The sequence below is a fragment of the Serinicoccus chungangensis genome (assembly GCF_006337125.1).
Classification (GTDB): Bacteria; Actinomycetota; Actinomycetes; order Actinomycetales; family Dermatophilaceae; genus Ornithinicoccus; species Ornithinicoccus chungangensis.
In genome coordinates this window covers 1,236,073-1,259,671 of the sequence record NZ_CP040887.1, presented here as the reverse complement: position 1 = coordinate 1,259,671, position 23,599 = coordinate 1,236,073, and the positions used below count along the sequence as shown (strand labels likewise).

15 protein-coding genes are annotated in these 23,599 nt (G+C 72.8%); 7 read left to right on the top strand and 8 right to left on the bottom strand.

Annotated features, from left to right (window positions below):
- The first annotated feature begins 52 nt into the window (after nt 1-52).
- The 5 genes from FHD63_RS05600 (at nt 53) to FHD63_RS05580 (ending at nt 10,489) form a co-directional block, all read left to right on the top strand.
- Nucleotides 53-1,588, top strand: coding sequence for an aldehyde dehydrogenase family protein (locus FHD63_RS05600; RefSeq protein WP_139720822.1), 1,536 nt, complete (start codon nt 53-55; stop codon nt 1,586-1,588).
- A complete protein-coding gene (gene betA, locus FHD63_RS05595) occupies nt 1,581-3,377 on the top strand; it encodes a choline dehydrogenase (RefSeq protein WP_139720820.1) in 1,797 nt (598 codons plus the stop codon). Before FHD63_RS05600 ends, betA begins: the two co-directional genes overlap by 8 nt.
- Entirely contained in the window at nt 3,377-5,422 is a 2,046-nt protein-coding gene (gene betT, locus FHD63_RS05590) for a choline BCCT transporter BetT (protein ID WP_139720818.1), read from the top strand. Before betA ends, betT begins: the two co-directional genes overlap by 1 nt.
- 34 nt (nt 5,423-5,456) lie before the next feature.
- Nucleotides 5,457-8,330 (top strand): FAD-binding and (Fe-S)-binding domain-containing protein, encoded by a 2,874-nt coding sequence (locus tag FHD63_RS05585; protein WP_139720816.1) that lies wholly within the window; start codon nt 5,457-5,459, stop codon nt 8,328-8,330.
- A 164-nt stretch (nt 8,331-8,494) separates the two neighbouring features.
- A complete protein-coding gene (locus FHD63_RS05580; RefSeq protein ID WP_139720814.1) occupies nt 8,495-10,489 on the top strand; it encodes a DUF305 domain-containing protein in 1,995 nt (664 codons plus the stop codon).
- A 67-nt stretch (nt 10,490-10,556) separates the two neighbouring features.
- Here FHD63_RS05580 and FHD63_RS05575 read toward each other — a convergent pair whose 3' ends face one another.
- From FHD63_RS05575 to FHD63_RS05550, 6 genes are all read right to left on the bottom strand, one after another.
- On the bottom strand, nt 10,557-12,209 hold the full coding sequence (locus tag FHD63_RS05575) for a thiamine pyrophosphate-binding protein (RefSeq protein ID WP_139720812.1): 1,653 nt from the start codon (nt 12,207-12,209) through the stop codon (nt 10,557-10,559).
- A gap of 141 nt (nt 12,210-12,350) precedes the next feature.
- Complete coding sequence (locus FHD63_RS05570) at nt 12,351-13,151, bottom strand: aldolase/citrate lyase family protein (RefSeq protein ID WP_139720810.1); 801 nt, start codon at nt 13,149-13,151, stop codon at nt 12,351-12,353.
- A complete protein-coding gene (locus FHD63_RS05565; RefSeq protein WP_139720808.1) occupies nt 13,136-13,921 on the bottom strand; it encodes a 2-keto-4-pentenoate hydratase in 786 nt (261 codons plus the stop codon). The genes FHD63_RS05570 and FHD63_RS05565 overlap by 16 nt, the downstream gene beginning before the upstream one ends.
- A gap of 16 nt (nt 13,922-13,937) precedes the next feature.
- Complete coding sequence (gene hpaD / locus FHD63_RS05560) at nt 13,938-15,101, bottom strand: 3,4-dihydroxyphenylacetate 2,3-dioxygenase (protein WP_139720806.1); 1,164 nt, start codon at nt 15,099-15,101, stop codon at nt 13,938-13,940.
- A 52-nt stretch (nt 15,102-15,153) separates the two neighbouring features.
- Nucleotides 15,154-16,686, bottom strand: coding sequence for a 5-carboxymethyl-2-hydroxymuconate semialdehyde dehydrogenase (hpaE, locus tag FHD63_RS05555; protein WP_139720804.1), 1,533 nt, complete (start codon nt 16,684-16,686; stop codon nt 15,154-15,156).
- Nucleotides 16,687-16,728: 42 nt separating this feature from the next.
- Nucleotides 16,729-18,306 (bottom strand): fumarylacetoacetate hydrolase family protein, encoded by a 1,578-nt coding sequence (locus FHD63_RS05550; RefSeq protein WP_139723002.1) that lies wholly within the window; start codon nt 18,304-18,306, stop codon nt 16,729-16,731.
- Nucleotides 18,307-18,464: 158 nt separating this feature from the next.
- Here FHD63_RS05550 and FHD63_RS05545 point away from each other — a divergent pair, with 158 nt between their 5' ends.
- A complete protein-coding gene (locus tag FHD63_RS05545) occupies nt 18,465-20,360 on the top strand; it encodes an FAD-binding monooxygenase (protein ID WP_139720802.1) in 1,896 nt (631 codons plus the stop codon).
- A 34-nt stretch (nt 20,361-20,394) separates the two neighbouring features.
- Nucleotides 20,395-21,798: an AI-2E family transporter gene (locus FHD63_RS05540; protein ID WP_139720800.1), complete on the top strand. Its 1,404-nt coding sequence runs from the start codon at nt 20,395-20,397 to the stop codon at nt 21,796-21,798.
- A gap of 7 nt (nt 21,799-21,805) precedes the next feature.
- Here FHD63_RS05540 and FHD63_RS05535 read toward each other — a convergent pair whose 3' ends face one another.
- Nucleotides 21,806-22,189, bottom strand: coding sequence for a 2-polyprenylphenol hydroxylase (locus FHD63_RS05535; protein ID WP_338056427.1), 384 nt, complete (start codon nt 22,187-22,189; stop codon nt 21,806-21,808).
- On the bottom strand, nt 22,179-23,591 hold the full coding sequence (locus FHD63_RS05530) for a vWA domain-containing protein (RefSeq protein ID WP_139720798.1): 1,413 nt from the start codon (nt 23,589-23,591) through the stop codon (nt 22,179-22,181). Before FHD63_RS05530 ends, FHD63_RS05535 begins: the two co-directional genes overlap by 11 nt.
- Between the last annotated feature and the right edge of the window lie 8 nt (nt 23,592-23,599).

The window sequence follows — 23,599 nt, the reverse complement described above, 5'->3', positions numbered from 1 at the left end:
CCCGTCCGGACGGCATGTCGACGGGGTGCCCGTTTCCTGGTATCCATGAGCGATGAGCCAACTCCTGATCGACGGCACCTGGCGCGACGCCTCGGACGGAGGGACGCGGACGATCCTCTGCCCGGCCGACCAGACCGAGGTCGGTGTGGTCGCCGAGGCCACCGCGGACGACGCCGAGGCGGCCGTCCTGGCCGCTCGCCGCGCCTTCGACGAGGGCGCGTGGCCGCATACCCCGGCACCCGAGCGGGCGACGCTGCTGCGCCGGGTCGCCGACCGGCTCGCCGCCGACCGCGACGAGGTCGCCCGGCTGGAGTCGCTGGACACCGGCAAGCGCTTCGTCGAGTCCCAGATCGACGTCGACGACATCGAGGCCGTCTTCCGGCACTTCGCCGACCTCGCCGCGAGCGAGGCGGGCCGGGTCGTCGACACCGGTATGCCGGACGTCGCCAGCAAGGTGGTCCACGAGCCGGTCGGGGTCTGCAGCCTCATCACCCCGTGGAACTTCCCGCTGCTGCAGACCAGCTGGAAGGTCGCCCCCGCGCTGGCGGCCGGCAACACCTTCGTCCTCAAGCCCAGCGAGCTGACGCCGCACACCTCCGTCTGGCTCATGCACGCGCTGGCCGACGCGGGTCTGCCGGCCGGCGTCGCCAACCTCGTCCTCGGCTCCGGCGCCACCGTCGGCCCGACCTTGACCTCGCACGACGCGGTCGACCTCGTCTCCTTCACCGGCGGCGTCGAGACCGGCCGGACCATCATGGCCGCCGCCGCACCGACCGTGAAGCGGGTCGCCCTCGAGCTCGGCGGCAAGAACCCCAACGTCGTCTTCGCCGACGCCGACCTCCCCGCCGCCATCGACAACGCGCTCACCGCCGTCTTCCTCGACTCCGGGCAGGTCTGCAGCGCCGGCGCCCGGCTCATCGTCGAGGAGTCCGTGCACGACGAGGTCGTCGACACCCTCGTCGAGCGCGCCCGGCGGATCCGCCTCGGCGGCCCCTTCGACGAGGACGCGGAGACCGGGCCGCTCATCAGCGAGGCACACCGCGACAAGGTCGCCCGCTACGTCGCCGAGGCGCTCGAGGACGGCGCCGTGCTGCGCTGCGGGGGCGGTCCGCCGGAGGACGCCGACCTCGCCGACGGCTGGTTCTACTCCCCCACCGTCCTGGACGGCTGCGCGCAGGACATGCGCTGCGTGCACGACGAGTCCTTCGGCCCGGTCCTCACCGTCGAGACCTTCTCCGGCGCGGACCCGGACTCCGCCGAGGACGCCGCGGTGGCCATCGCCAACGACACGATCTACGGCCTCGCGGGGGCGGTGTGGACGCAGAACGCCGGCCGCGCGGAGCGGGTGGCCGGCCGGCTGCGGCACGGCACCATCTGGATCAACGACTACCACCCCTACGTCCCCGGGGCGGAGTGGGGCGGTTTCAAGCAGTCCGGCATCGGGCGCGAGCTGGGGCGGGCGGGGCTGGAGGAGTACCGCGAGACCAAGCACATCTGGCACAACACCCGTCCCGCCCCGGCGGGCTGGTTCGCCGACCACGGCACCAGCACCGACACCAGCACCCCCACGGAGGCCCCCGATGCCTGAACGCTACGACTACGTCATCGTCGGCGGGGGCTCCGCCGGCTCCGCCCTCGGCAACCGGCTCAGCAGCGACCCCTCGACCTCGGTCCTCGTGCTCGAGGCGGGCCGCAACGACTTCCGCTTCGACCCCTTCATCCACATGCCGGCCGCCCTGCCCTTCCCCATCGGCAGCCGCTTCTACGACTGGAAGTACGAGTCCGACCCCGAGCCCGCCATGGGCGGGCGCCGCATCTACCACGCGCGCGGCAAGGTCCTCGGGGGCTCCAGCTCGATCAACGGGATGATCTTCCAGCGCGGCAACCCCATGGACTTCGAGCGCTGGGCCGCCGAGCCCGGGATGCAGGACTGGGACTACGCGCACTGCCTGCCCTACTTCAAGCGGATGGAGACCGTGCTGCTCGAGGACGGGCGCACCGGCGCCGACGCCTGGCGCGGCGGCTCGGGCCCGCTCGTGCTGGAGCGCGGCCCGGCCAGCTCCCCCCTCTTCGGCGCCTTCTTCGAGGCCACCCAGGAGGCCGGCTACCCGCTCACCGACGACGTCAACGGCTACCGCCAGGAGGGCTTCGCCAAGTTCGACCGCAACGTCCACCGCGGGCGCCGGCTGTCGGCGGCACGCGCATACCTGCACCCGGTCGAGCACCGGCGCAACCTCAGCATCGAGACCCTCGCCACCGTCACCGGCCTGCGCATGCAGGGCACCCGGTGCACGGGGGTGGACTACGTGCGCGGCGGGCGGCTGCGCCGCAGCGTCGAGGCCGGTGAGGTCATCCTCTGCGGCGGGGCCTTCGCCTCCCCGCAGCTGCTGCAGCTGGCCGGGATCGGCGACCCCGAGGTGCTGGGCGCCGCCGGGGTGCAGACCCGGGTCGACCTGCCCGGCGTCGGGTCCAACCTGCAGGACCACCTCGAGGTCTACCTCCAGCACTCCTCCACCCAGCCGGTGTCCATCGCGCCCTGGCTCGCGCACCACCACAAGCCCCGGATCGGGGCCGAGTGGCTCTTCGGGCGCCGCGGCGTCGGCGCCAGCAACCACTTCGAGGCCGGCGGGTTCATCCGCTCCAACGAGCAGGTGGAGTGGCCCAACCTCATGTTCCACTTCCTGCCGATCGCCATCCGCTACGACGGCAGCAAGCCGGCCGAGACCGAGCACGGCATCCACGGCTACCAGGTGCACATCGGCCCGATGTACGCCGACACCCGCGGCCACGTGCACATCCGCTCGGCCGACCCCGCGCAGCGCCCCTCGATCCTCTTCAACTACCTCTCCACGGACACCGACCGGCGCGAGTGGGTCGAGGTGGTCCGGGCCGCGCGCGACATCCTCGGCCAGCCCGCCTTCGCGCCGTTCAGCGGCGGCGAGATCTCCCCCGGACCCGAGGTCGAGACCGACGAGCAGATCCTGGAGTGGGTCCGCGGGGACGCCGAGACCGCGCTGCACCCCTCGTGCACGGCCAAGATGGGCGGCGCCGAGGACGGCCAGGCGGTCGTCGACCCCTCCACCATGCGGGTCCACGGCACCGAGGGCCTGTCCGTCGTCGACGCCTCGGTCTTCCCCTTCGTCACCAACGGCAACATCTACGCCCCCGTGATGATGGTCGCCGAGAAGGCCGCCGACCTCATCGCCGGCAACACCCCGCTGCCCGCCTCCGACGTGCCGTGGTACCGCCACGGCACGGGGCAGCCCCTGTACCCGCCGGGCGACCCGCGCAACGACGCGTGGGACGCGATGCAGGACCCGCCATCGGCCGAGCGGCTCCGACGGGAAGCCGGGTCCACCAGCGAGAGGAACCCGTGATGACCGCCAAGACCGAGCAGGCCGCGCCCGCCCCCTCCCCCGCCGAGAAGCCGTCCGGATCACCCCCCGTCCGCCTGCCCGTCTTCGTCGCCTCCCTGGTGGGCGTCGTCGTCTTCGCGACCTGGGCCATCCTCATGCCCGACCGCGCCTACGAGACGATCTTCTCCTGGACGGAGTGGGTCGGCGGCACCTTCGGCTGGTTCTACATCGCGCTCGGCACGGCGATCCTCGTCTTCGTGCTCTTCCTCGGGTTCTCCCGCTACGGCACGCTGCGCCTCGGCCCGGCACACTCCCGCCCGGAGTTCTCGACCTTCGCCTGGGCCTCGATGCTCTTCGCCGCCGGCATCGGCACCGACGTCATGTTCTTCTCCGTCGTGGAGCCGGTGACGCAGTACATCTCTCCCCCGCTCATCGAGGGCGAGACGGTGCAGGCGGCCCGGGAGGCCACGGTGTGGACGCTGTTCCACTACGGCATCACCGGGTGGGGCATGTACGCGCTCATGGGGATGGCGCTGGCCTTCTTCGCCTACCGGCTCAACCTGCCGCTCGCCGTCCGCTCGGCCCTCGCGCCCGTCTTCGGCCGGCGCATCGACGGCCCGCTCGGGCACGCCGTCGACACCGCGGCGGTGCTCGGCACCATCTTCGGGGTGGCCACCAGCCTCGGGATCGGGGTCGTCTTCCTCAACTTCGGCCTCGGCGAGCTGTTCGGCATCCAACAGGGCCTGGCCGCCCAGATCGGCCTCATCGTCCTCGCCATCACGATGGCCGCGATCTCGGCCACGACCGGCGTCGACAAGGGCATCCGCTTCCTCTCCCAGCTCAACGTCCTTCTCGCCCTCGGCCTCGCGGCGTGGGTCCTCGTCACCGGCCGCACCCAGCTGCTCATCGAGGGCGTGGTGATGAACGTCGGTGACTTCGTCGCCCGCTTCCCCTCCATGACGATGGACACCATGGCCTACGACGGGGCCAACGAGTGGATGAACCTCTGGACCCTCTTCTTCTGGGCCTGGTGGGTGGCCTGGGCCTCCTTCGTCGGCATGTTCCTGGCCCGCATCTCCCGAGGCCGCACGATCCGGCAGTTCGTCGCCGGCACCATGGTCATCCCGTTCGCCTACATCGTCATGTGGGTCTCCATCTTCGGCAACGCGGCGCTGGCCCGGGTGCGCGGCGGGGACGCCGACTTCGCCGCCGCGGCGCAGGAGTACGACGGCCGGGGCTTCTTCATGCTGCTGCAGGACTACCCGGCCGCCGGACTGCTCGTGCTCCTGGCCACCGCCGTGGGTCTGCTGTTCTACGTCACCTCCGCCGACTCCGGGGCCCTGGTCATGGGCAACCTGTGCTCCCAGCTGCGGGAGGTGCAGGAGGACTGCGCGCCCTGGCTGCGGATCGTCTGGGCGGCGGCCACCGGCATGCTGACCATCGCGGTGCTCGCCGTCGGCGGCATCTACGCGCTGCAGTACGCCACCGTCATCATGGGCCTGCCCTTCGCCGTGGTGCTCGTGCTGGTCATGTGGGGCCTCTTCACGGCCCTGCGCACCGAGCTGCGCCGCGTCGACGCCGGCAACGGCACCCACGCCGTGCTGTACGCCGTCGGCGACGGCAAGGCGGACCGGGAGACGTGGAAGGCGCGGGTGGCCCGCGCGACGAACTTCGTCGACACCGAGGACGCCGAGGCCTACCTCGAGAGCGTCGTGGACCCGGCGCTCACGGAGGTCGCGGGGGAGCTGCGCAGCCGCGGGGTGGAGGCGGAGACGAGCAGCGGCACCGCCCCGCCCGACGACCAGGACAACGAGGGCGGCCGGTTCGTCGAGCTGCGGACCGGGGAGGACGAGCACCCCTTCCTCTACCGGGTCAAGATCTCCCAGCACCCCGTCCCGACCTACGGCGGGCGGATGATCGGCAACCGCGACCGGTATGCCCGGCTCGAGGTGCACCTCGCCGACGGCGGCCAGGACTACGACGTCATGGGCTTCACCCGCTCGCAGGTCATCCACGACTGTCTCGACGCCTACGAGGCGCACCTGGACTTCCTGCGCACCGTGTGAGGCGTCGAGGCGGTGCCGGTCTAGGCTGGCCGGCGTGCCGCGGACGACCCTGAAGATCCCCTGGAGCCGGCTCGAGACCTCACTCGGCGAGCAGCTCGGAGACGGCGCGGTCAGCCGGCGGCCGCTGGACCTGCACGCGCTGGCGCACGACGCGTCGCACTACCTGCTGACCCCCGAGCTGCTGGTCCGCCCCACCTCGGCCGCGCAGGTGGCCGCCGTGATGGCGGCCTGCGACCGGGCCGGCGCGCCGATCACCTTCCGCTCCGGCGGCACCAGCCTGTCCGGTCAGGCCGTCACCGACGCGGTGCTGGTCGACACCCGGCGGCACTTCACCGGCGTCGAGGTCCTCGACGGCGGTGCCCGCGTGCGGGTCGAGCCCGGCGTGACCGTCCGGGCGGTGAACGCCCGGCTCGCGCCCTACCACCGCAAGCTCGGCCCGGACCCGGCCAGCGAGGGCGCCTGCACCCTGGGTGGCGTCATCGCCAACAACTCCAGCGGGATGCACTGCGGCACCGAGCTCAACACCTACGCCACCCTGGAGTCGCTGACCGTCGTGCTGCCCTCGGGCACGGTCATCGACTCGGCCGCCCCGGACGCCGAGGCCGAGCTGGCGGCCCGCGAGCCCGAGCTGGTCGACGGGCTCCTCGCGCTGCGGCGCCGGGTGCTGGCCGACCCGGACTCCGTGGCGACGATCCGCCGGCTGTTCGCGATGAAGAACACCATGGGCTACGGCATCAACGCCCTCCTCGACTTCGACAGCCCGCTGGACATGCTCGTGCACCTCCTGGTGGGCAGCGAGGGCACCCTTGGCTTCGTCGCCTCGGCCGTGCTGGCGACCGTGCCCGTCCACCCCGAGGTGGCGACGGGGCTCCTGGTCTTCGACACCATCGGCGCGGCGACCGGCTCGGTCCCCGAGCTCGCCGGGACCGGTGTCGCCACGGCCGAGCTGCTCGACGCCGCGTCCCTGCGGGTGGCGCAGCAGGACTCCCGGTGCCCGCCCCGGATCGCCGAGCTCGCCGTGGACGAGCACGCCGCGCTGCTCGTCGAGTGGCAGGGCGGTGACCGGGCCGGGCTCGAGGCCGCGCTGGAGGCGGCCCGCCCGACCCTGGACCGGCTGCCGCTGACGACGTCGGCCCGACTCACCCGGGACACCCGCGAGCGGGCCGCGCTCTGGACGGTCCGCAAGGGCCTGTTCTCCGCGGTCGCCGGCGCCCGGCCCGCCGGCACCAACGCCCTGCTCGAGGATGTCGTGGTCGGCGTCGACGTGCTCGGGGAGACCTGTGTCGCGCTGACCGATCTCTTCGCCGCGCACCGCTACGAGGGGTCGGTGATCTTCGGTCACGCCCGCGACGGCAACGTCCACTTCCTGCTCAACGAGCGCTTCGACGACGCGGACTCGATGCGCCGCTACGCCGCCTTCACCGAGGACATGGTCGACCTGGTCCTGGGCAGGGGCGGCTCGCTCAAGGCCGAGCACGGGACCGGCCGCATCATGGCGCCCTTCGTGCGCCGCCAGTACGGCGACGAGCTCTACGCCGTCATGTGGCAGCTCAAGCGGCTGATCGACCCCCGGGGCCTGCTCAACCCGGCGGCCGTCCTCTCCGACGAGCCCACGTCGTACCTGCAGGACCTCAAGCCCTCCCCGCCGGTCGAGGAGGAGGTCGACCGCTGCGTCGAGTGCGGCTACTGCGAGCCGGTGTGCCCCTCCAAGGACCTCACGCTCACCCCGCGCCAGCGGATCGTGGTGCGTCGCGACATCCAGAGCGCCCGCGCGGCCGGCGACCACGGGCTGGCGGACGCGCTGGAGCGCGACTACGACTACGACGGCACCCAGACGTGCGCCGTCGACGGGATGTGCCAGAGCGCCTGCCCGGTGCGCATCGACACCGGCGACCTCACCCGGCGGCTGCGCCGGGAGTCCGCCGGTCGGCTGGCCGACGCGGCCTGGGCGGGGGCCGCCCGGACCTGGGGCACCGTCAGCCCGCTCGGCGGGCTCGCGCTGACGACCGCGAGGCTGCTGCCCTCCGGGGTCCCGGCGGCGGCCACCCGCGTCGTGCGCGCGGTCGCGGGCGCCGACGCCGTGCCGCTCTACGACGCCCGCCTGCCCGGCGGTGGCAGCCGGCGGCGGGAGCTGGCCCCCGACTCCCCCGCGGCGGTGCTCTTCAGCACCTGCATCGGCGAGATGTTCGGCACCGAGCCCGGGGGGCACACCGGCGAGCTCGGCAGCGGTGCGACCGGCGCGCTCGTCGAGCTGTGCGTGCGCGCGGACGTCCCGCTGCGCACCCCCGCCGGCATCGGCGGCCTGTGCTGCGGCACGCCGTGGAAGTCCAAGGGGATGAGCAGCGGGTATGCCGTCATGGCCGAGCGGGTGGTCCACGCCCTGCGGGAGGCGACCGAGGAGGGGCGGCTCCCGGTGGTGGTGGAGGCGTCCTCCTGCGTGGAGGGGCTGGTGGTCATGCTGGCCGAGCGCGCCCCCGACCTGCGGGTGGTGGACGCGGTGGACTTCGTCCGCGACACGGTGCTCCCCCGGCTCGACGTCCGCCGCACCGACCGCACGGTGGTGGTGCACCCCACGTGCTCCTCGGAGCGCTCCGGCAGCACCGAGGCCCTGGTGCACCTCGCGCAGGCGGTCGCGACCGAGGTCGTGGTCCCGGTGTCGTGGGGGTGCTGCGCCTTCGCCGGGGACCGCGGCCTGCTGCACCCCGAGCTCACCGCGTCGGCCACCGCCGCGGAGGCCGCCGAGGTCGCGGGTATCGTCGCGCGGGTGACCCCGCACCCCGACCCGAGCCCCGCCGCCGAGCCCGGCTTCGTCTCCTCGAACCGCACCTGCGAGATCGGGATGACCCGGGCCACCGGCCACCCGTACCGGCACGTGCTCGAGCTGCTCGCCGAGGCGAGCCGGGCATGAGCGGCCGGCTGCTGGTCGTCGGCTCCTCGGGCGGTCGTGATGACCGGCAGCGCTTCCACGTGCGTCCGTAAAGGTTTGCCCAAGTCTGCCGCCACCACCAGGGTTTCCCCTACGTCACCCACCTAAGGTCGGAGGATCCCCGAGACCACTGGAGGTTGGCTGTCATGGGCGACACCACGAACCGGAGCAGACGTCTGCTGCGCACGGCGGCGACGGCGGTCCTCGCGACGACCCTGAGCGTCGCGTACCTCCCGGGAGCGGTCCAGGCCGACCCGGACGACATCGAGACCAGCGACAACATGACGCTGCTGAGCAACACCCCGAAGCAGGCGCCGCTGGAGGGCTTCAACTCCGACATCGCCTTCTGGGGCGACTACGCCTTCCAGGGCAACTACGACGGGTTCCGGATCTGGGACATCTCCAAGCCCAAGGACCCCGAGCTCGTCACGCAGGTGCTGTGCCCCGGCGGCCAGGGCGACGTGTCCGTCTCCGAGGACGGCTCGCTGCTCTTCATGTCGGTCGACTCCCCTCGCTCCGACGACACCTGCTCCAGCACGTCCGGCAGCATCCTCAGCCCGGACTCCTGGGAGGGCATGCGGATCTTCGACATCTCCGACCTGGAGAGCCCGGACTACGTCAAGGCCGTGCGCACCGACTGCGGCTCGCACACGCACACCCTGATCCCGGGTGAGGACGAGGGCACGAACTACCTCTACGTCTCCTCCTACGGTCCCAACTCGCGCTTCCCGAACTGCCAGCCCCCGCACGACGGCATCTCGGTCGTCGAGGTGCCCACGGACGACCCGGCCTCGGCCGCGGTGGTCTCCGAGCCGGTGCTCTTCCCGGACGGCGGCAACCCCCGCACGAGCGGCTGCCACGACATCACGGCCTACCCCGAGCGGGACCTGGCCGCCGGCGCCTGCATGGGCGACGGCATCCTCATGGACATCTCGGACCCGGTCGACCCGCAGGTCGTCGAGCGGGTGCAGGACTCCAACTTCGCGTTCTGGCACTCGGCCACCTTCAACGACGACGGCTCCAAGGTGGTCTTCACCGACGAGCTGGGCGGCGGTGGCGCGGCCACCTGCAACGAGGCGGTCGGGCCCAACCGCGGCGCCAACGCGATCTTCGACATCGCCTACGGCGACACCGCGTCGCTGGACTTCCGCAGCTACTACAAGATCCCCCGCTACCAGGAGGACACGGAGAACTGCGTCGCGCACAACGGCTCGATCATCCCGGTCGTCAAGGGTGACGTCATGGTGCAGGCGTGGTACCAGGGCGGCGTCTCGGTGTTCGACTTCACCGACTCCGACAACCCCGAGGAGATCGCCTATTTCGACCGCGGTCCGATCGACGACGACAACCTCGTCCTCGGTGGCTCCTGGTCGGCGTACTACTACAACGGCCACATCTACTCCAGCGACATCACGCAGGGGCTGGACGTGCTCAAGGTGCGCGGCACCAAGGGTGACAACCGGGTGAAGATGGACTTCCTCAACGCCCAGACGCAGTACGCGTCGACCCCGGGACGATCCGGCTCCCGCCCGGCGGACGCCCCTGGTCTCGACGGCAAGGACGTCACCTCCGCGGTCGTCCCCGCCGCCCCGGGCGCGAGCGCCCAGGTCGTCCCGGCGCCGCAGGCCGAGCGCATGGTCGCGCAGAGCCGCCAGGACATGGCCGACCACTCCGACCATGACGCGATGTTCATGTCGATGATGGTGCCGCACCACTACCAGGCGATCCTCATGGCGCAGCTCGCCGAGGACCGGATGGCCGACCCGCAGCTCGCGGCGCTGGCCGACCGGATGCTCCTGGAGCAGCAGCTCGAGATCGACGTCATGCAGGGCTGGCAGGGTGCGGGCGGCCACCCGGTCACCGACGAGGTGGCGGCCTACGAGCGCATGCTCGCCGACCCCGCCATGCGTGAGCAGATGGGTATGGCTTCGCCCGAGCAGATGCAGCAGCTCGCCGAGGCGGAGGGCGCCGCCTTCGACGCCCTCTTCGTCGAGCTGATGGTCCCCCACCACGAGGGCGCCATCGACATGGCCGTGGAGGAGATCATCCACGGCTCGGACGTCACCGTGCAGCAGCTGGCGACCGACATGATGGTCACCCAGGGCGTGCAGATCGACCAGATGCAGCGCCTGGTCGGCTGACGGCACGACGAAGGGCCCGCCACCTCACGGTGTCGGGCCCTTCGTGCTCCCCGCCGGCCCGGCCGCCTCAGCTGTTCACCCGGATGATCTCCTCCTGGTAGGGCGCGACGACGTCGCGGGACACCCGGCAGTCGAGGACGAGGAACGGGCGCTCGTCGGCCGGCTGCTGCGCCCAGCGGGCGAGCTGGTCGAGATCCTCCAGGCGGCGCACGACCACGCCCCGGGCGCCCACGCCGGCGGCCAGCGCGGCGAAGTCGACCTCCGGGATGAGCATCGGCTCGAGCGCCAGCCCCTGCAGCCCGTACAGGTTGACCTCGGCGCCGTAGGCCCCGTCGTTCCAGACCACCGCCATGCCCGACCCGCGGGCGACGCGCACGGCCGACTCCAGGTCGGCCAGGGCCATGAGCCCGCCGCCGTCCCCGGTGGTGAGCACGACCGTGGCCTCCGGGCGGGCCAGCGCGGCGCCGAGCACCGAGGGCCAGCCCAGCCCGATCGACTGGAAGGCGGTCCCCACCATGATCATCCGGTCCGGCGAGGCCACCGGCCAGTACATGTTCGCCCAGCCGATGAAGTGCCCGCCGTCGGAGACGACGACCCGGTCCTGCGGCAGCAGCTCGCCGATCCGGACCGCCACCGACCGCGGGTCCAGCCGGCCGTCGGCCGCGAGCGCCTCCCCCGGGTGGTAGGCCCGCAGGTCGGCGACGGGGACCGACTCGCGCCAGGCGCCGGGCTCGTGGCCGAGCTCGGAGAGCTGCTCGGTGACCGCCCTGGCCACGATGGCCGCGTCACCCTGGACGTAGCCCCCGACGTGGGGGTGGGTGGCGGCTGGTGCGACGTCGACCTGGAAGACCCGGGTGCCGGGCGCCAGCAGCGCCCCGAAGCGCATCGTGAACTGGTTGAGCGAGGCGCCGAAGACGGCCGCCACGTCCGCCTCGCGCACGAGGTCCATCGCGCCCTCGGCACCCCAGCCGCCCGCCACGCCCAGGTCGTACTCCGACCGGGGGAAGATGTTGCGCCCCAGCGAGGTGGTGGTGGTGACCGCACCGGTGGCGTCGGCGAGCCGGCCCAACGCCTCCCCCGCACCGGCGAGCCACGCCCCGCGCCCGGCGAGCAGCAGCGGCCGCTGCGCCCCGGCCAGGGCGGTGGCGATCTCCGCGATGGACCCGGCCGTGAAGTCGCCGACGGGCTGCCGGGGCGCCGGGGTCAGCGGGGCCGGCACCTCCGGCACCGGCCCGGCCTCGAGACGGGCGACGTCGTAGGGCACCGCCAGGACGGTGGGCACCCGGTAGGTCAGGGCGTGCTCGATGGCGATGACGGTCGTGGCCGCGGCGTCGGTCCGCCCCGCCGTGTAGGTGCGGGCACCCACGGCCGAGGCCAGCGCGATCTGGTCGACGTCCCAGGGACGGGGCCCGGAGGTCGGCCCGTCACCGACGACGAGGACGAGCGGCACCTTCGCCTGCACCGCCTCGGCCAGTGCGGTGAGGGTGTTGGTGAAGCCGGCGCCGTAGGTCGACGTCGCCGCGGCGATCCGCCCGCAGGCACGGTGGTGGGCGTCCGCCGCGACCACTCCCCCGGCCTCGTGGCGGACCGCGGTGAACTGCACGTCGCTCGAGCGCTCGAGGGCGTCGAGGACGTGGGCGTTGCCGTTGCCCATCACCCCGAAGACGTGGTCGACGTGGCGGGCGAGGGTGTGGGCGACGTGGGCGGAGACGGTGGGCATACGAGCTTCCTCTGCAGGAGACATGACGGGATCGAGGCCGTATGTGTCTCGCGCGCCGAGCGCGGCTCCGTGCTCCTTTTTCGAGCACCGGCGCGGGGGCGCCGGACCCCTCGACTATAGGTGCTGGCGAGGGGTGGGCCGTCAGGACCGGTCGGTGCCCTCGCCGCCGGCGGGGACGAAGCGCGCGGCCAGCGCCTCCGACCCGCGGGCGAGCAGCGCCACGTCGGCACCCACGAGGACGAAGGAGGCGCCGTGCCCGAGGTAGTCGTCGGCGACGGCCGGGTCGAAGGCGTTGACGCCGACGGGGGTGCCGGCCGCCCGGGCCGCCTCGAAGGTCGACCGCACGGCCGCGCGGACGTCCGGGTGCGTCTGCTGGCCCAGCAGCCCCATGGACGCCGCCAGGTCGCTCGGCCCCACGAAGACCCCGTCGACCCCGTCGACGGCCGCGATCTCGCCCGCCGCCGCGACCGCGGCGTCGGACTCCACCTGGACGAGCAGCGACACGTGCTCGTCGGCGTCGACGAGATAGCCCTCCACGCGGTTCCACCGCGCCGAGCGCCCCAGGGCGGAGCCGACCCCGCGCCGTCCGCGCGGCGGGTAGCGCACGGCCGCCACCGCCGCGGCGGCCTCCTGCGCGCTCTCGACCATGGGGACGAGGATGGTCTGCGCCCCCAGGTCGAGCACCTGCTTGATGAGCACCGGGTCGGCGGAGGGGACGCGGACGACGGGGACGACCGGGTATGCCGCGACCGCCTGCAGCTGCGCGAGGACCGACTCCAGCCCGTTGGGAGCGTGCTCCATGTCGACGAGCAGCCAGTCCAGGCCCGAGCCGGCGGCGATCTCGGCCACGAGAGGCGAGCCCGAGCACACCCACATCCCCACCAGGGGCCGGTCGCTGCGGGCCAGCGCGTCGCGGAGGGTGGGGGTCAGACGAAGTGGCACGTGATGGTCCCCATCTCGGCGTAGTCGCAGTGGATGGTGTCGCCCTTGGAGACCCACAGCGGTCGGGTGAAGGACCCGGCGAGGATGATCTCGCCGGCCTCGAGGCGGTCCCCGTGCTGGTGGACCTTGTTGGCCAGCCAGGCCACCCCCGTCGCCGGGTGACCGAGGACCCCGGCGGCGACGCCGGTCTCCTCGACCTCGCCGTTGCGGGACAGCACCCCGGGGACCCAGCGCAGGTCGACCTCGTCCGGCCGGCGCCGGACGTCGCCGAGCACCATCGCCCCGTAGGCCGCGTTGTCGCTGATCGTGTCGACGATCGTGCGCCCCTCGAGCTCGATGTGGGAGTTGAGGACCTCGAGCGCGGGGACGGCGTGCTCGATCGCCGCCAGCGCGTCCTCCAGGGTGCAGTCCGGCCCGGACAACGGCCGGGCGAGGACGAACGCGAGCTCGACCTCGACCCGCACGTTGGAGAAGTCGTCGACCCGGATCTCGGCACCGGAGGGATGGACGGTGTCGTCGAACATCACGCCGTAGTCCGGCTCGCTGATCCCCGTCGCCTGCTGCATCGCCTTGGAGGTCAGGCCGATCTTGCGACCCACCAGCCGGCGTCCGGCGGCGAGGTTCGTGTCCCGCCAGACACCCTGGATGGCGTAGGAGTCCTCGACCGTGGCCTCGGGGTGGCGGGCCGTGATCCGGGGGATGACCGAGTGCGTCCGGTCGGCCTCGGCCAGCTCCTGCGCGATCTCGTGGATCTGCTCCGTCGTCAGCACGGGTGCTCCTCCCGCGTCACAGCTGGTGCCCCAGCTTGTACTCGCCCTTCTTCCAGTCCGGCATCTCGTCCTCGCCCTGGCGCGTGTAGGAGAAGCCGTCGGCGCCGATGGTGACTCCCATCTCGGAGTCGTCGGTGCGCTGCACCACCGGCTGCGGGTTGCCGTCGAGGTCGAGCACGAGCGAGGCCTCGGTGTACCAGGACGGCACCACCGGGTTGCCCCACCAGTCCCGCCGCTGGTTGTCGTGGACGTCCCAGGTGATGACCGGGTTGTCCGGGTCGCCGGTGTAGTAGTCCTGCGTGTAGATCTCCACGCGGTGCCCGTCCGGGTCGCGCAGGTAGAGGTAGAAGGCGTTGGACACGCCGTGCCGACCGGGGCCGCGCTCGATGGCGTCCGAGCGCCGCAGCGCCCCGAGCTTGTCGCAGATGGCGAGGATGTTGTGCTTCTCGTGGGTGGAGAACGCGACGTGGTGCATCCGCGGGCCGTCGCCGCCGGTCATGGCGGTGTCGTGGACGGTCGGCTTGCGCCGCATCCACGCGGCATACACCGTCCCCGCGTCGTCCTGGATGTCCTCGGTCACGCGGAAGCCGAGGTCCTGCATGAACTTCGTGGCGCGCGGGACGTCGGGCGTCACCTGGTTGAAGTGGTCCAGCCGCACCAGGGCGCCGGGGGTGTGCAGGTCGTAGCGCCACGCCAGCCGCTCCACGTGCTCGACCTCGTGGAAGAACTCGTAGGGGAAGCCGAGCGGGTCGGTGACCCGCACCGAGTCTCCGACGCCCCGGGTGAAGCCCTCGGCCCGGCGCTCCACCCGGCACCCCAGCTCGGTGTAGAACGCCACCGCGCGGTCCAGGTCCTCCGGCGTGCGGACGCGGTAGGAGAAGACTGCGACCGCGGCGACCGGGCCCTGCCGCAGGACCAGGTTGTGGTGGATGAACTCCTCGATGGAGCGCAGGTAGACGGTGGAGTCGTCCTCCTCGGTGACCGTCAGCCCCAGGACGTCGACGTAGAAGTCGCGCGAGGCGGCGAGGTCGGTGACGACGATCTCCATGTAGGCGCAGCGCAGGATGTCGGGAGCGGGCACCGAGGGCGTCGGGACGGGGTCGTCGGTGCGGATGGGCGCCTCCTGGGAGACGTAGTAGCCCGAGGAGGTCAGGGTCTTGCCGGCGTGCTTGTCGCTCATGTCGCGTCCTTGCGAGGTCGGGGTGGTCGGATGGCTCATCAGGGGCGGCCGGTCAGCGGCCCGCCGGGCCCTGCTTGCCGAAGGTGGGATGGTGGACGGCGCCGAGGGTGATGTGGACGGCCTGCTGGTCGGTGTAGAAGTCGATGGACCGGTAGCCGCCCTCGTGGCCCAGCCCGGAGGCCTTGACGCCGCCGAAGGGGGTGCGCAGGTCGCGGACGTTGTTGGAGTTGAGCCACACCATGCCCGCCTCCACGCTCTGCGCGAAGGTGTGCGCGCGCCGCAGGTCGTTGGTCCAGATGTAGGCCGCCAGGCCGTACCTCACCCCGTTGGCCAGCTCGAGGGCCTCCTCCTCGGTGTCGAACGGCGTGATGGCCACCACCGGCCCGAAGATCTCCTCCTGGAAGATGCGGGCGTCGCGGGGGACGTCGGCGAAGACCGTCGGGGCGACGAAGTTGCCGGTCTCGAAGCCCTCGGGCCGGCCGCCGCCGGCGACCAGGCGCCCCTCGGTCCTGCCCAGCTCGATGTAGCCCATGACCTTGTCGAAGTGCTCGGGGTGCACGAGGGCCCCGACCTCGGTGCGCTCGTCGTGCGGGTGGCCCACGACGACCCGCTCGGCCTGGGCGGCATACCGCTCGACGAACTCGTCGTAGACCTCGCGCTGCACGAGGATGCGGCTGCCCGCCGTGCACCGCTCCCCGTTGAGGGAGAAGACCCCGAAGATGGTCGCGTCGATCGCGGCGTCGAGGTCGGCGTCGGCGAAGACGACCGCCGGCGACTTGCCGCCCAGCTCCATGGACAGCCCCTTGAGGTAGGGGGCGGCGTTGGCGAAGATGGTCTGCCCGGTCCTGCTCTCCCCGGTGAACGAGATCAGCGGGACGTCGGGATGCTTGACCAGCGCGTCACCGGCATCCTCACCGAGCCCGTTGACCAGGTTGAACACCCCCTGCGGCACCCCGGCCTCCTCGAAGATCTCGGCCCACAGCGACGCGGACAGCGGGGTGAACTCGGCCGGCTTGAGCACCACCGTGTTGCCCGTGGCCAGCGCGGGGCCGAGCTTCCAGGACTCCAGCATGAAGGGCGTGTTCCAGGGGGTGATGAGCCCGGCGACGCCGATCGGCTTGCGGTTGACGTAGTTGACCTGACGTCCGGGCACCTTGTAGGTGTCGTCCGCCTGCGCCACGACGAGGTCGGCGAAGAAGCGGAAGTTCTCGGCGGCCCGGCGCGCCTGGCCGAGCGCCTGCGTGATCGGCAGGCCGGAGTCGAAGGACTCCAGCTCGGCCAGCCGGGCGTCCCGCGACTCCACGATGTCGGCGATCCGGTGCAGGACCCGGCTGCGCTCGCGGGGCAGCATGCCGGGCCAGGGTCCCTCGGTGAAGGCCCTCCGGGCGGCCGCGACCGCGCGGTCGACATCGGCCGCCGAGCCGGCCGCGGCCCGCAGGTAGGTCTCGTTGGACACCGGGTCCAGGACCTCGAAGGTCGCCCCGTCGAGGGAGTCGACGAGCTCGCCGTCGATGTAGTGCTGGATGCGGTCGGGAAGGTCGGCGGGGACGTGCCCTGCGACGGCAGGGCCGGTGGGGTCGGTCATCGTGCTCCTCCTGAGGTGTCCGGAATCTGCGTCATCCACGGCTCAGCCCTGCTCGCCGAGCCACGTGTCGTACCTCGCCCGCCACCCGGCGTCCATGGGGAAGAGCCCGTCGACGGGGTGGCCCTCGGCCACCCGCTCGGCGATCCAGGCGTCCTCGGACTCCTTGGCCAGGGCGGCGTCGGCGACCTCCTCGGCCAGGCCCGGTGGGATGACGACGACCCCGTCGGCGTCGCCGACGAGGATGTCGCCGGGCTGCACGGTGGTCCCGCCGCAGGCGATGGTGAGGTCGTGGTCCCACGGCACGTGCCGGCGCCCCAGGACGGCGGGGTGGGCACCGGCGCTGTAGACGGGGATGCCGACCGCGGCGACCGCGTCGTGGTCACGCACCCCGCCGTCGGTGACGATGCCGGCGGCGCCGTTGGCGTGGGCCCGGATCGCGAGGATGTCGCCGAGCGTCCCGGACCCGGCCTCCCCGCGGGCCTCGATGACGATCACCTCTCCCTCACCGACGGCGTCGAAGACACGCTTCTGGGCGTTGTAGCCCCCGCCGTGGCTGCGGAAGAGGTCCTCCCGGTTGGGCACGAAGCGCAGGGTCCGGGCGACGCCGACCAGCTTGGCCCCGGGGTGCAGGGGGCGCACGCCGTCGATCGTCACGTTGTCGAGGCCGCGCTGGCGCAGCTGCTGCGAGAGCCCGGCGACCGGCACCTGCTCGAGCTTCGCCCGCAGGTCGGCCGGCAGTCCGGGGCGCCCGGACCGGCGGTCGGTCTCCCCGGCGTCGGTGCCCTCGGTCGGCAGACCGGCCGCCTCCCGTGACCCCCACGCCTCCGCGCGCTGCGTGTCGTCCACCGAGGGCAGGGAGCCGAGGTCCGGGTCGAAGTCCCCCTCCCCCTGGACGACGGTGGTGACGAGGCGCCCGCTGGTGGGGGTGCCGTCGGCGGTGGGGGCGTCCACCTCGACCTCGACCACGTCGCCCGGGACGACGACCGAGGAGCCGGCCGGGGTCCCCGTGAGGATGACGTCACCGGTCTCCAGCGTGAGGTGCTGCGCGAGGTCGGCGACGATCTGCGGCAGGGAGAACAGGAGCCCGGCGGTGGTGTCGTCCTGGACGAGGTCGCCGTTCACCCAGGTCCGCACCCGCAGGCCGGCCGGGTCGACGGTGCGCGCGTCCACGAGCGCCGGACCGACCGGGGTGTAGCCGTCCCGGCCCTTGGAGCGGGTGTTGGACCCCTTGTCGGCGGCCCGCAGGTCGTAGAGCCCGAGGTCGTTCGCGGCCGTCACCCAGCCGACGTGCGACCACGCGTCCTGCTCGGAGACCTGGCGGGCCGGCCGGCCGATGACCAGCGCCACCTCGCCCTCGAAGGCGAGCAGCTCGGTCCCCGGCGGTCGCTCCACCGTGCTCGAGGAGGCGGCCACCGAGCTGGACGGCTTGAGGAAGTAGGACGGAGCCTCGGGGCGCCGTCCACGCTGGTCGGCCCGCGAGCCGTAGCTGAGGTGCACGGCGATGATCTTCCCGGGCCGGCACGGCAGCGCGGCGAACCGCGGGTCCTGGTCGTCTCGTGGGGCGAGGTCCTGGGAGCCGTCCGCACCGGGGCCGGCCGACGTCGGAGCTCCTTCGCTCATCATCATGGCTAGACCGTAGCCCGAGTCCGCGGCCGGGCCGAAGGGGACCACGGTCGGCACGCTCCCCGGTGTCCGCGCCCGCCCTGACGGACCGTGCGATGCTGACCCGGTCCGCGCAGCGCAGCCCGCCGTCCCCGGTCGACGAAGGAGTCACCAGCATGCAGTTCCACCACCACGGCTACGTGTCCGGCGACCCGCGCGTCCAGGAGGCCGCCGGCACCGGGGTGGACCGACCCACCGAGCTCCCGGACACCACCGACGTGCTGCTCGTCGGCTCCGGCCCGGCCGGCATGCTCCTCGCCGCCCAGCTCTCGCAGTTCCCCCAGGTGTCCACCCGCATCATCGAGCGCCGCGACGGACGGCTGCCGCTGGGCCAGGCGGACGGCATCCAGCCGCGCAGCGTCGAGACCTTCCAGGCCTTCGGGTTCGCCGAGCGGATCGTCGCCGAGGCCTACAACATCGCCTACATGAACTTCTGGGGTCCCGACCCGGAGCACCCGGAGAACATCGTCCGCACCGCCCGGACCGAGGACTACGGGCTGAAGATCAGCGAGTTCCCCCACCTCATCGTCAACCAGGCGCGGGTGCTCGACTACTTCGCCGAGGCCGCACGCCACGGACCCGGCCGGATCGTCCCGGACTACGGCGTCGCGTTCCTCGGGCTCACGGTGCACGAGGAGGGCGACCACCCCGTCGAGGTCAGGGTCCGGCACGTCGCCGGTGACCGGGAGGGCGAGGAGCGCACGATCCGCGCGAGGTATGTCGTAGGCTGCGACGGCGCACGCAGCGGGGTGCGCGAGGCCATCGGGCGGCGGCACACCGGGCAGTCCGCGGCCCACGCGTGGGGCGTGATGGACGTGCTGGTCAACACCGACTTCCCCGACTGGCGCACCAAGTGCGCCATCAACGCCGAGGCCGGCAACATCCTGCACATCCCCCGGGAGGGCGGCTACCTCAGCCGGATGTACATCGACCTGGGCGAGTCGCCCGAGGACCCCGACCACGCCATCCGCCGCACGCCGATCGAGGACATCATCCGGCGGGCCAACGAGATCCTGCACCCCTACTCCATCGACGTGAAGGAGGTCGCCTGGCACAGCGTCTACGAGGTCGGCCACCGGGTGACCGACAAGTTCGACGACGTGCCGGAGGGCTCGGACCGGGCGCCACGGGTGTTCCTCACCGGCGACGCCTGCCACACGCACAGCGCCAAGGCCGGCCAGGGCATGAACGTCTCGATGCAGGACGGCTTCAACCTCGGCTGGAAGCTGGGTCACGTGCTCACCGGGCTCAGCCCGGACTCGCTGCTCGCCACCTACTCGGCCGAGCGGCAGCCGGTCGCGCAGCAGCTCATCGACTTCGACCGCGAGTGGTCCTCGCTCATGGCCCGCAAGCCGCAGGACATCTCCGACCCCTCCGAGCTGGCCACCTTCTACCTCGGGACCGCCGAGTTCCCCTCCGGCTTCATGACCGAGTACGCGCCCTCCACGCTCGTCTCCGACACCGGCCACCAGGACCTCGCCGAGGGGTTCCCGCTGGGCAAGCGCCTCAAGTCCGCCGAGGTGGTCCGGGTCTGCGACGGCAACGCCGTGCACCTCGGCCACCACGCACGGGCGGACGGGCGGTGGCGGATCTACGCCTTCGCCGACGCCCCGGCCGCCGGCGAGCCCTCGGCGCTCTCCGACTGGGCCTCGTGGATGGCCTCGCCGGAGTCGCCGGTCGCGCGCTTCACCCCCGAGGGCGCCGATCCCGACGCCGTCTTCGACGTCAAGGTCGTCTACCAGCAGGGCTACGAGGACGTCGACCTCGGCCGGGTCCCCGAGGTGTTCCTCCCCCGCAGCGGGCCGCTGGACCTCACCGACTGGGAGAAGGTCTTCGCCGCCGCGCCGAACGCCTGGACGGAGACCGACATCTTCGTCGAGCGCGGGCTGTCCCGCGACGGCGTGGTGGTGGTCGTCCGCCCCGACCAGTACGTCTCGGCGATCCTCCCGCTCACCGCGACGCAGGAGCTGGGCGCCTACTTCGGGGCCAACATGCTGGGGGCCGGTCGCTGAGAGCGGTGGTCGGCGGGCGCCTATGCTGCCAGACATGCCGATCCACGACCTGCCCCACGAGGCCCGTATCGCCGCCTCGCTCGACGTGAGGGCGGAGGAGCCGGCCGACGAGCCGGGCCACCGGCCCCCCACCGTGCCCGGGTCGTCCCCGCGGCCCGCCGGCCCCCCGGCGCCGACCACCAACGTCGGGGTCGACCGGATGCGGGTCATCGGCGACGGGTTCCGCTTCGTCACGGCCTGGTCGCTGCGGGTCATCATCGTGGCGGCGGCCCTCTGGCTGCTGTGGTGGGTCCTCGAGAAGGTCTGGTTCGGCGTCCTGCCGATCCTGCTCGCCCTCATCGTCGCGACGGTCCTGGCCCCGGTCGTGCAGCTCGGCCGCCGCATCGGTCTCCCGTCCAGCCTGTCGACCATCCTCACCCTGCTGCTGTCGCTGGCCCTCCTCGCCGGCGTCGTCGCCGGCCTCGTGCCGTCCATCGCCGGGCAGTCCCAGCAGATCTTCGACCAGGCCGGCGAGGGTGTCGGCCAGGTGCGCAGCTGGATCAGCGGGCCGCCGCTCAACCTGGACGACGCGCAGGTGGACGAGTACGTCACCTCCGCCGTCTCCTGGATCCAGGAGCGCAGCAGCGAGGCCGCCGGCGCGGTGGCGTCCGGGCTCGGCGCGGTGGGGTCGGCGCTGGTCACCCTGGCCCTCATGCTGGTCCTGCTCTTCTTCTTCCTCAAGGACGGCCCCCAGTTCCTCCCGTGGGTGCGGCGCACCACCGGCCGGACGGTCGGTCGGCACCTCACCGAGGCGCTGACCCGGATGTGGAGCACGCTCGGCGGCTTCATCCGCACCCAGGCCATCGTCAGCGCCGTCGACGCCGTGCTCATCGGCATCGGGCTGCTCGTCCTGCAGGTGCCGCTGGCCCTCACCCTGGCGGTGCTGACCTTCCTCGGTGGCTTCATCCCCATCGTCGGCGCGGTCGTCGCCGGGGGTATCGCCGTGCTCGTCGCGCTCGTCACCCAGGGGGTCACCAGCGCGCTGATCGTCCTGGTCATCGTGCTGGCGGTCCAGCAGATCGAGGGCAACGTGCTGCAGCCCATGCTGCAGGGCCGCAGCATGCAGATGCATCCCGGCATCGTGCTGCTCGCCGTCGCCGGCGGCAGCACCCTCTTCGGCATCATCGGCGCCTTCCTCGCGGTGCCCTTCGCCGCCACCTTCGTCGTGGGCCTGCGCTACCTCAGCGAGCAGGTGGACCTGCGCAGCGGGGACGTCGGCGCCGCCGAGATCCCCTTCGCCACCCCGGAGGGCTACGTGGCCGGGGCCCAGGCGGAGTATGCCGCCACCGCGGCCCGCGAGGCCGAGCAGGCCGCGATGACAGCGGCGCAGCACGGCTCGGTGGCCGCCGCCGTGCCCGCCCGACCGGGCTTCCTCGCCTGGCTCTGCGGCCGGCACTGACCCGGCGTCACGACGCCGGGTCGTCCGGACCGGCACCCTCCTCGTCGCCCGGGCGGTCCAGCGCGTCCAGCTCGCGCAGCGCCGTCTCCCAGCGCTCGTGGCGCTGGTCAGGGCCCTGGTACCACCACGGCTCGCCCCGCTCCCCCAGCCCGTGCTTGGCCAGGTCGACCCGCCGCCGCGCGGGAGCCGGGTCCTCGCCGGCGCCCCGGAGCGCGCGCACTCCGGACCGGCCACGACCCAGGTGCGAGAGCAGACGCTGCGCCACGTCCTCGGGCAGCGACGGGTCCTGCCGGCGCCAGCGACGGCCACGCACGACCAGCCAGCGCTCGTCGTCGAGCGGCGTCCCGCCCTCCGTCACCCCGTCCGCCTCCGCGTCGCGCTCAGTCGCCACGCTGCTGCCGGTAGTACTCCGACCACCGGGCGCTGCCCTCGTCGTAGACCTCCCGCCACGTGCGGGTCTGCTCGCGGTAGGCCGCCCGCCAGTTGGAGTTCTTGCGGTCCAGCGCCCAGCGCCACATCTCGTTCTTGCGGTCCAGCGCCCACCGCCAGACCTCGTTGCCGGTGGCGCGGTCGACGACCTCCTCGTCCTGCAGGCGGGAGGCGAGGTCCATCGCCCGCTCCCCCTCGTCCTGCGCACCGTCCATGAGCCGCTGCCCGACCTCGCTGGCCTCCGCCATCGACGCCCGGCCCTCGTCCTGGACCCGCTCGAGCTCGGCCCGCCGCCACTCGCTCCAGGCGTCCATCATCCGGGAGTACTCCTGCGCCCAGTACTCCTCCAGGTCCGCTCCGGAGCCGACGTCGGTGAACTCACCGCCCCCCGCCTCGGCCATCGCGCGCAGCGCCTGCTGGTCGGCGTCGCCGACCTCGAAGCCGATGACGTTGACGACCGGCTCGATGCCGGACCCGGCCAGGTCCTCGGCCGCCTGGACCGGGTCGCCCCCGCAGGACTCCAGACCGTCCGTCACGACATACACGATCCCGTCGCTGGCGTCCTCGGGGATGTCCGCGGCCGATGCGGTGACCGCCCGCGCGAGCGGGGTCCACCCCACCGGCTGCACCTGCGCCAGGGCCTGCTGGAGGCCCTGCCCTGCGGCATCGCCCTCGAACACGACCTCGCTGGAGGCGCACGACTCGGCCTTGCCGGCGTCGGTGTTGTCGCCCTCCTGGCCGAAGATCCGCAGGCTCAGCGTCGATCCCTCGGGCAGGGTGTCGGCGAAGTCCGCGATCGCCGACGTGGCCTCCGTCATCCGGGTCCCTCCCCGGCCCTGCGCCGACATCGAGCCGCTGGCGTCCAGCACGACGGCGAAGTGGTTGCTGCCGACGGCCTCGACCTCCGGCGCCTCGCCTTGCGTCGGTCCGTCCGAGACCTCCGACAGGCTCGGGTCGAAGAGGATGGCGGCCTGGACGTCCTCGGCGTAGTCACCCTGCACCTGGGACTGGATGGCCCGCTGCCACTCCGCGGCGCTGCCCGGCTCCATCGCCAGCACCGCCTGGTAGGCCGCCTCCTCGTCGTAGGCCTCGCCGGCGTAGGGGCCGGGGGCGTACAGGAACTCCTGCTCGACCTCGGTCAGCTCGCGCGGGGCGTCCGGCCACGCGACCGGCACCAGCTCCGGCACGGCCGAGGAGCCCGGCGGCGCCGTGGTGGTGACCGCGTCGTCCGGGCCCGTCGTCGCGGCCGCGGCCTCCCCCGCCGTGGGTGCCGGGGCGTCCGCCCCCGGGTCGGCGTCCCCGTCGCACGCGGCCAGCAGCACCGCCCCGGCGAGCGCCACGGCGACCACCCTGGAAACCTTCATCGTCCCTC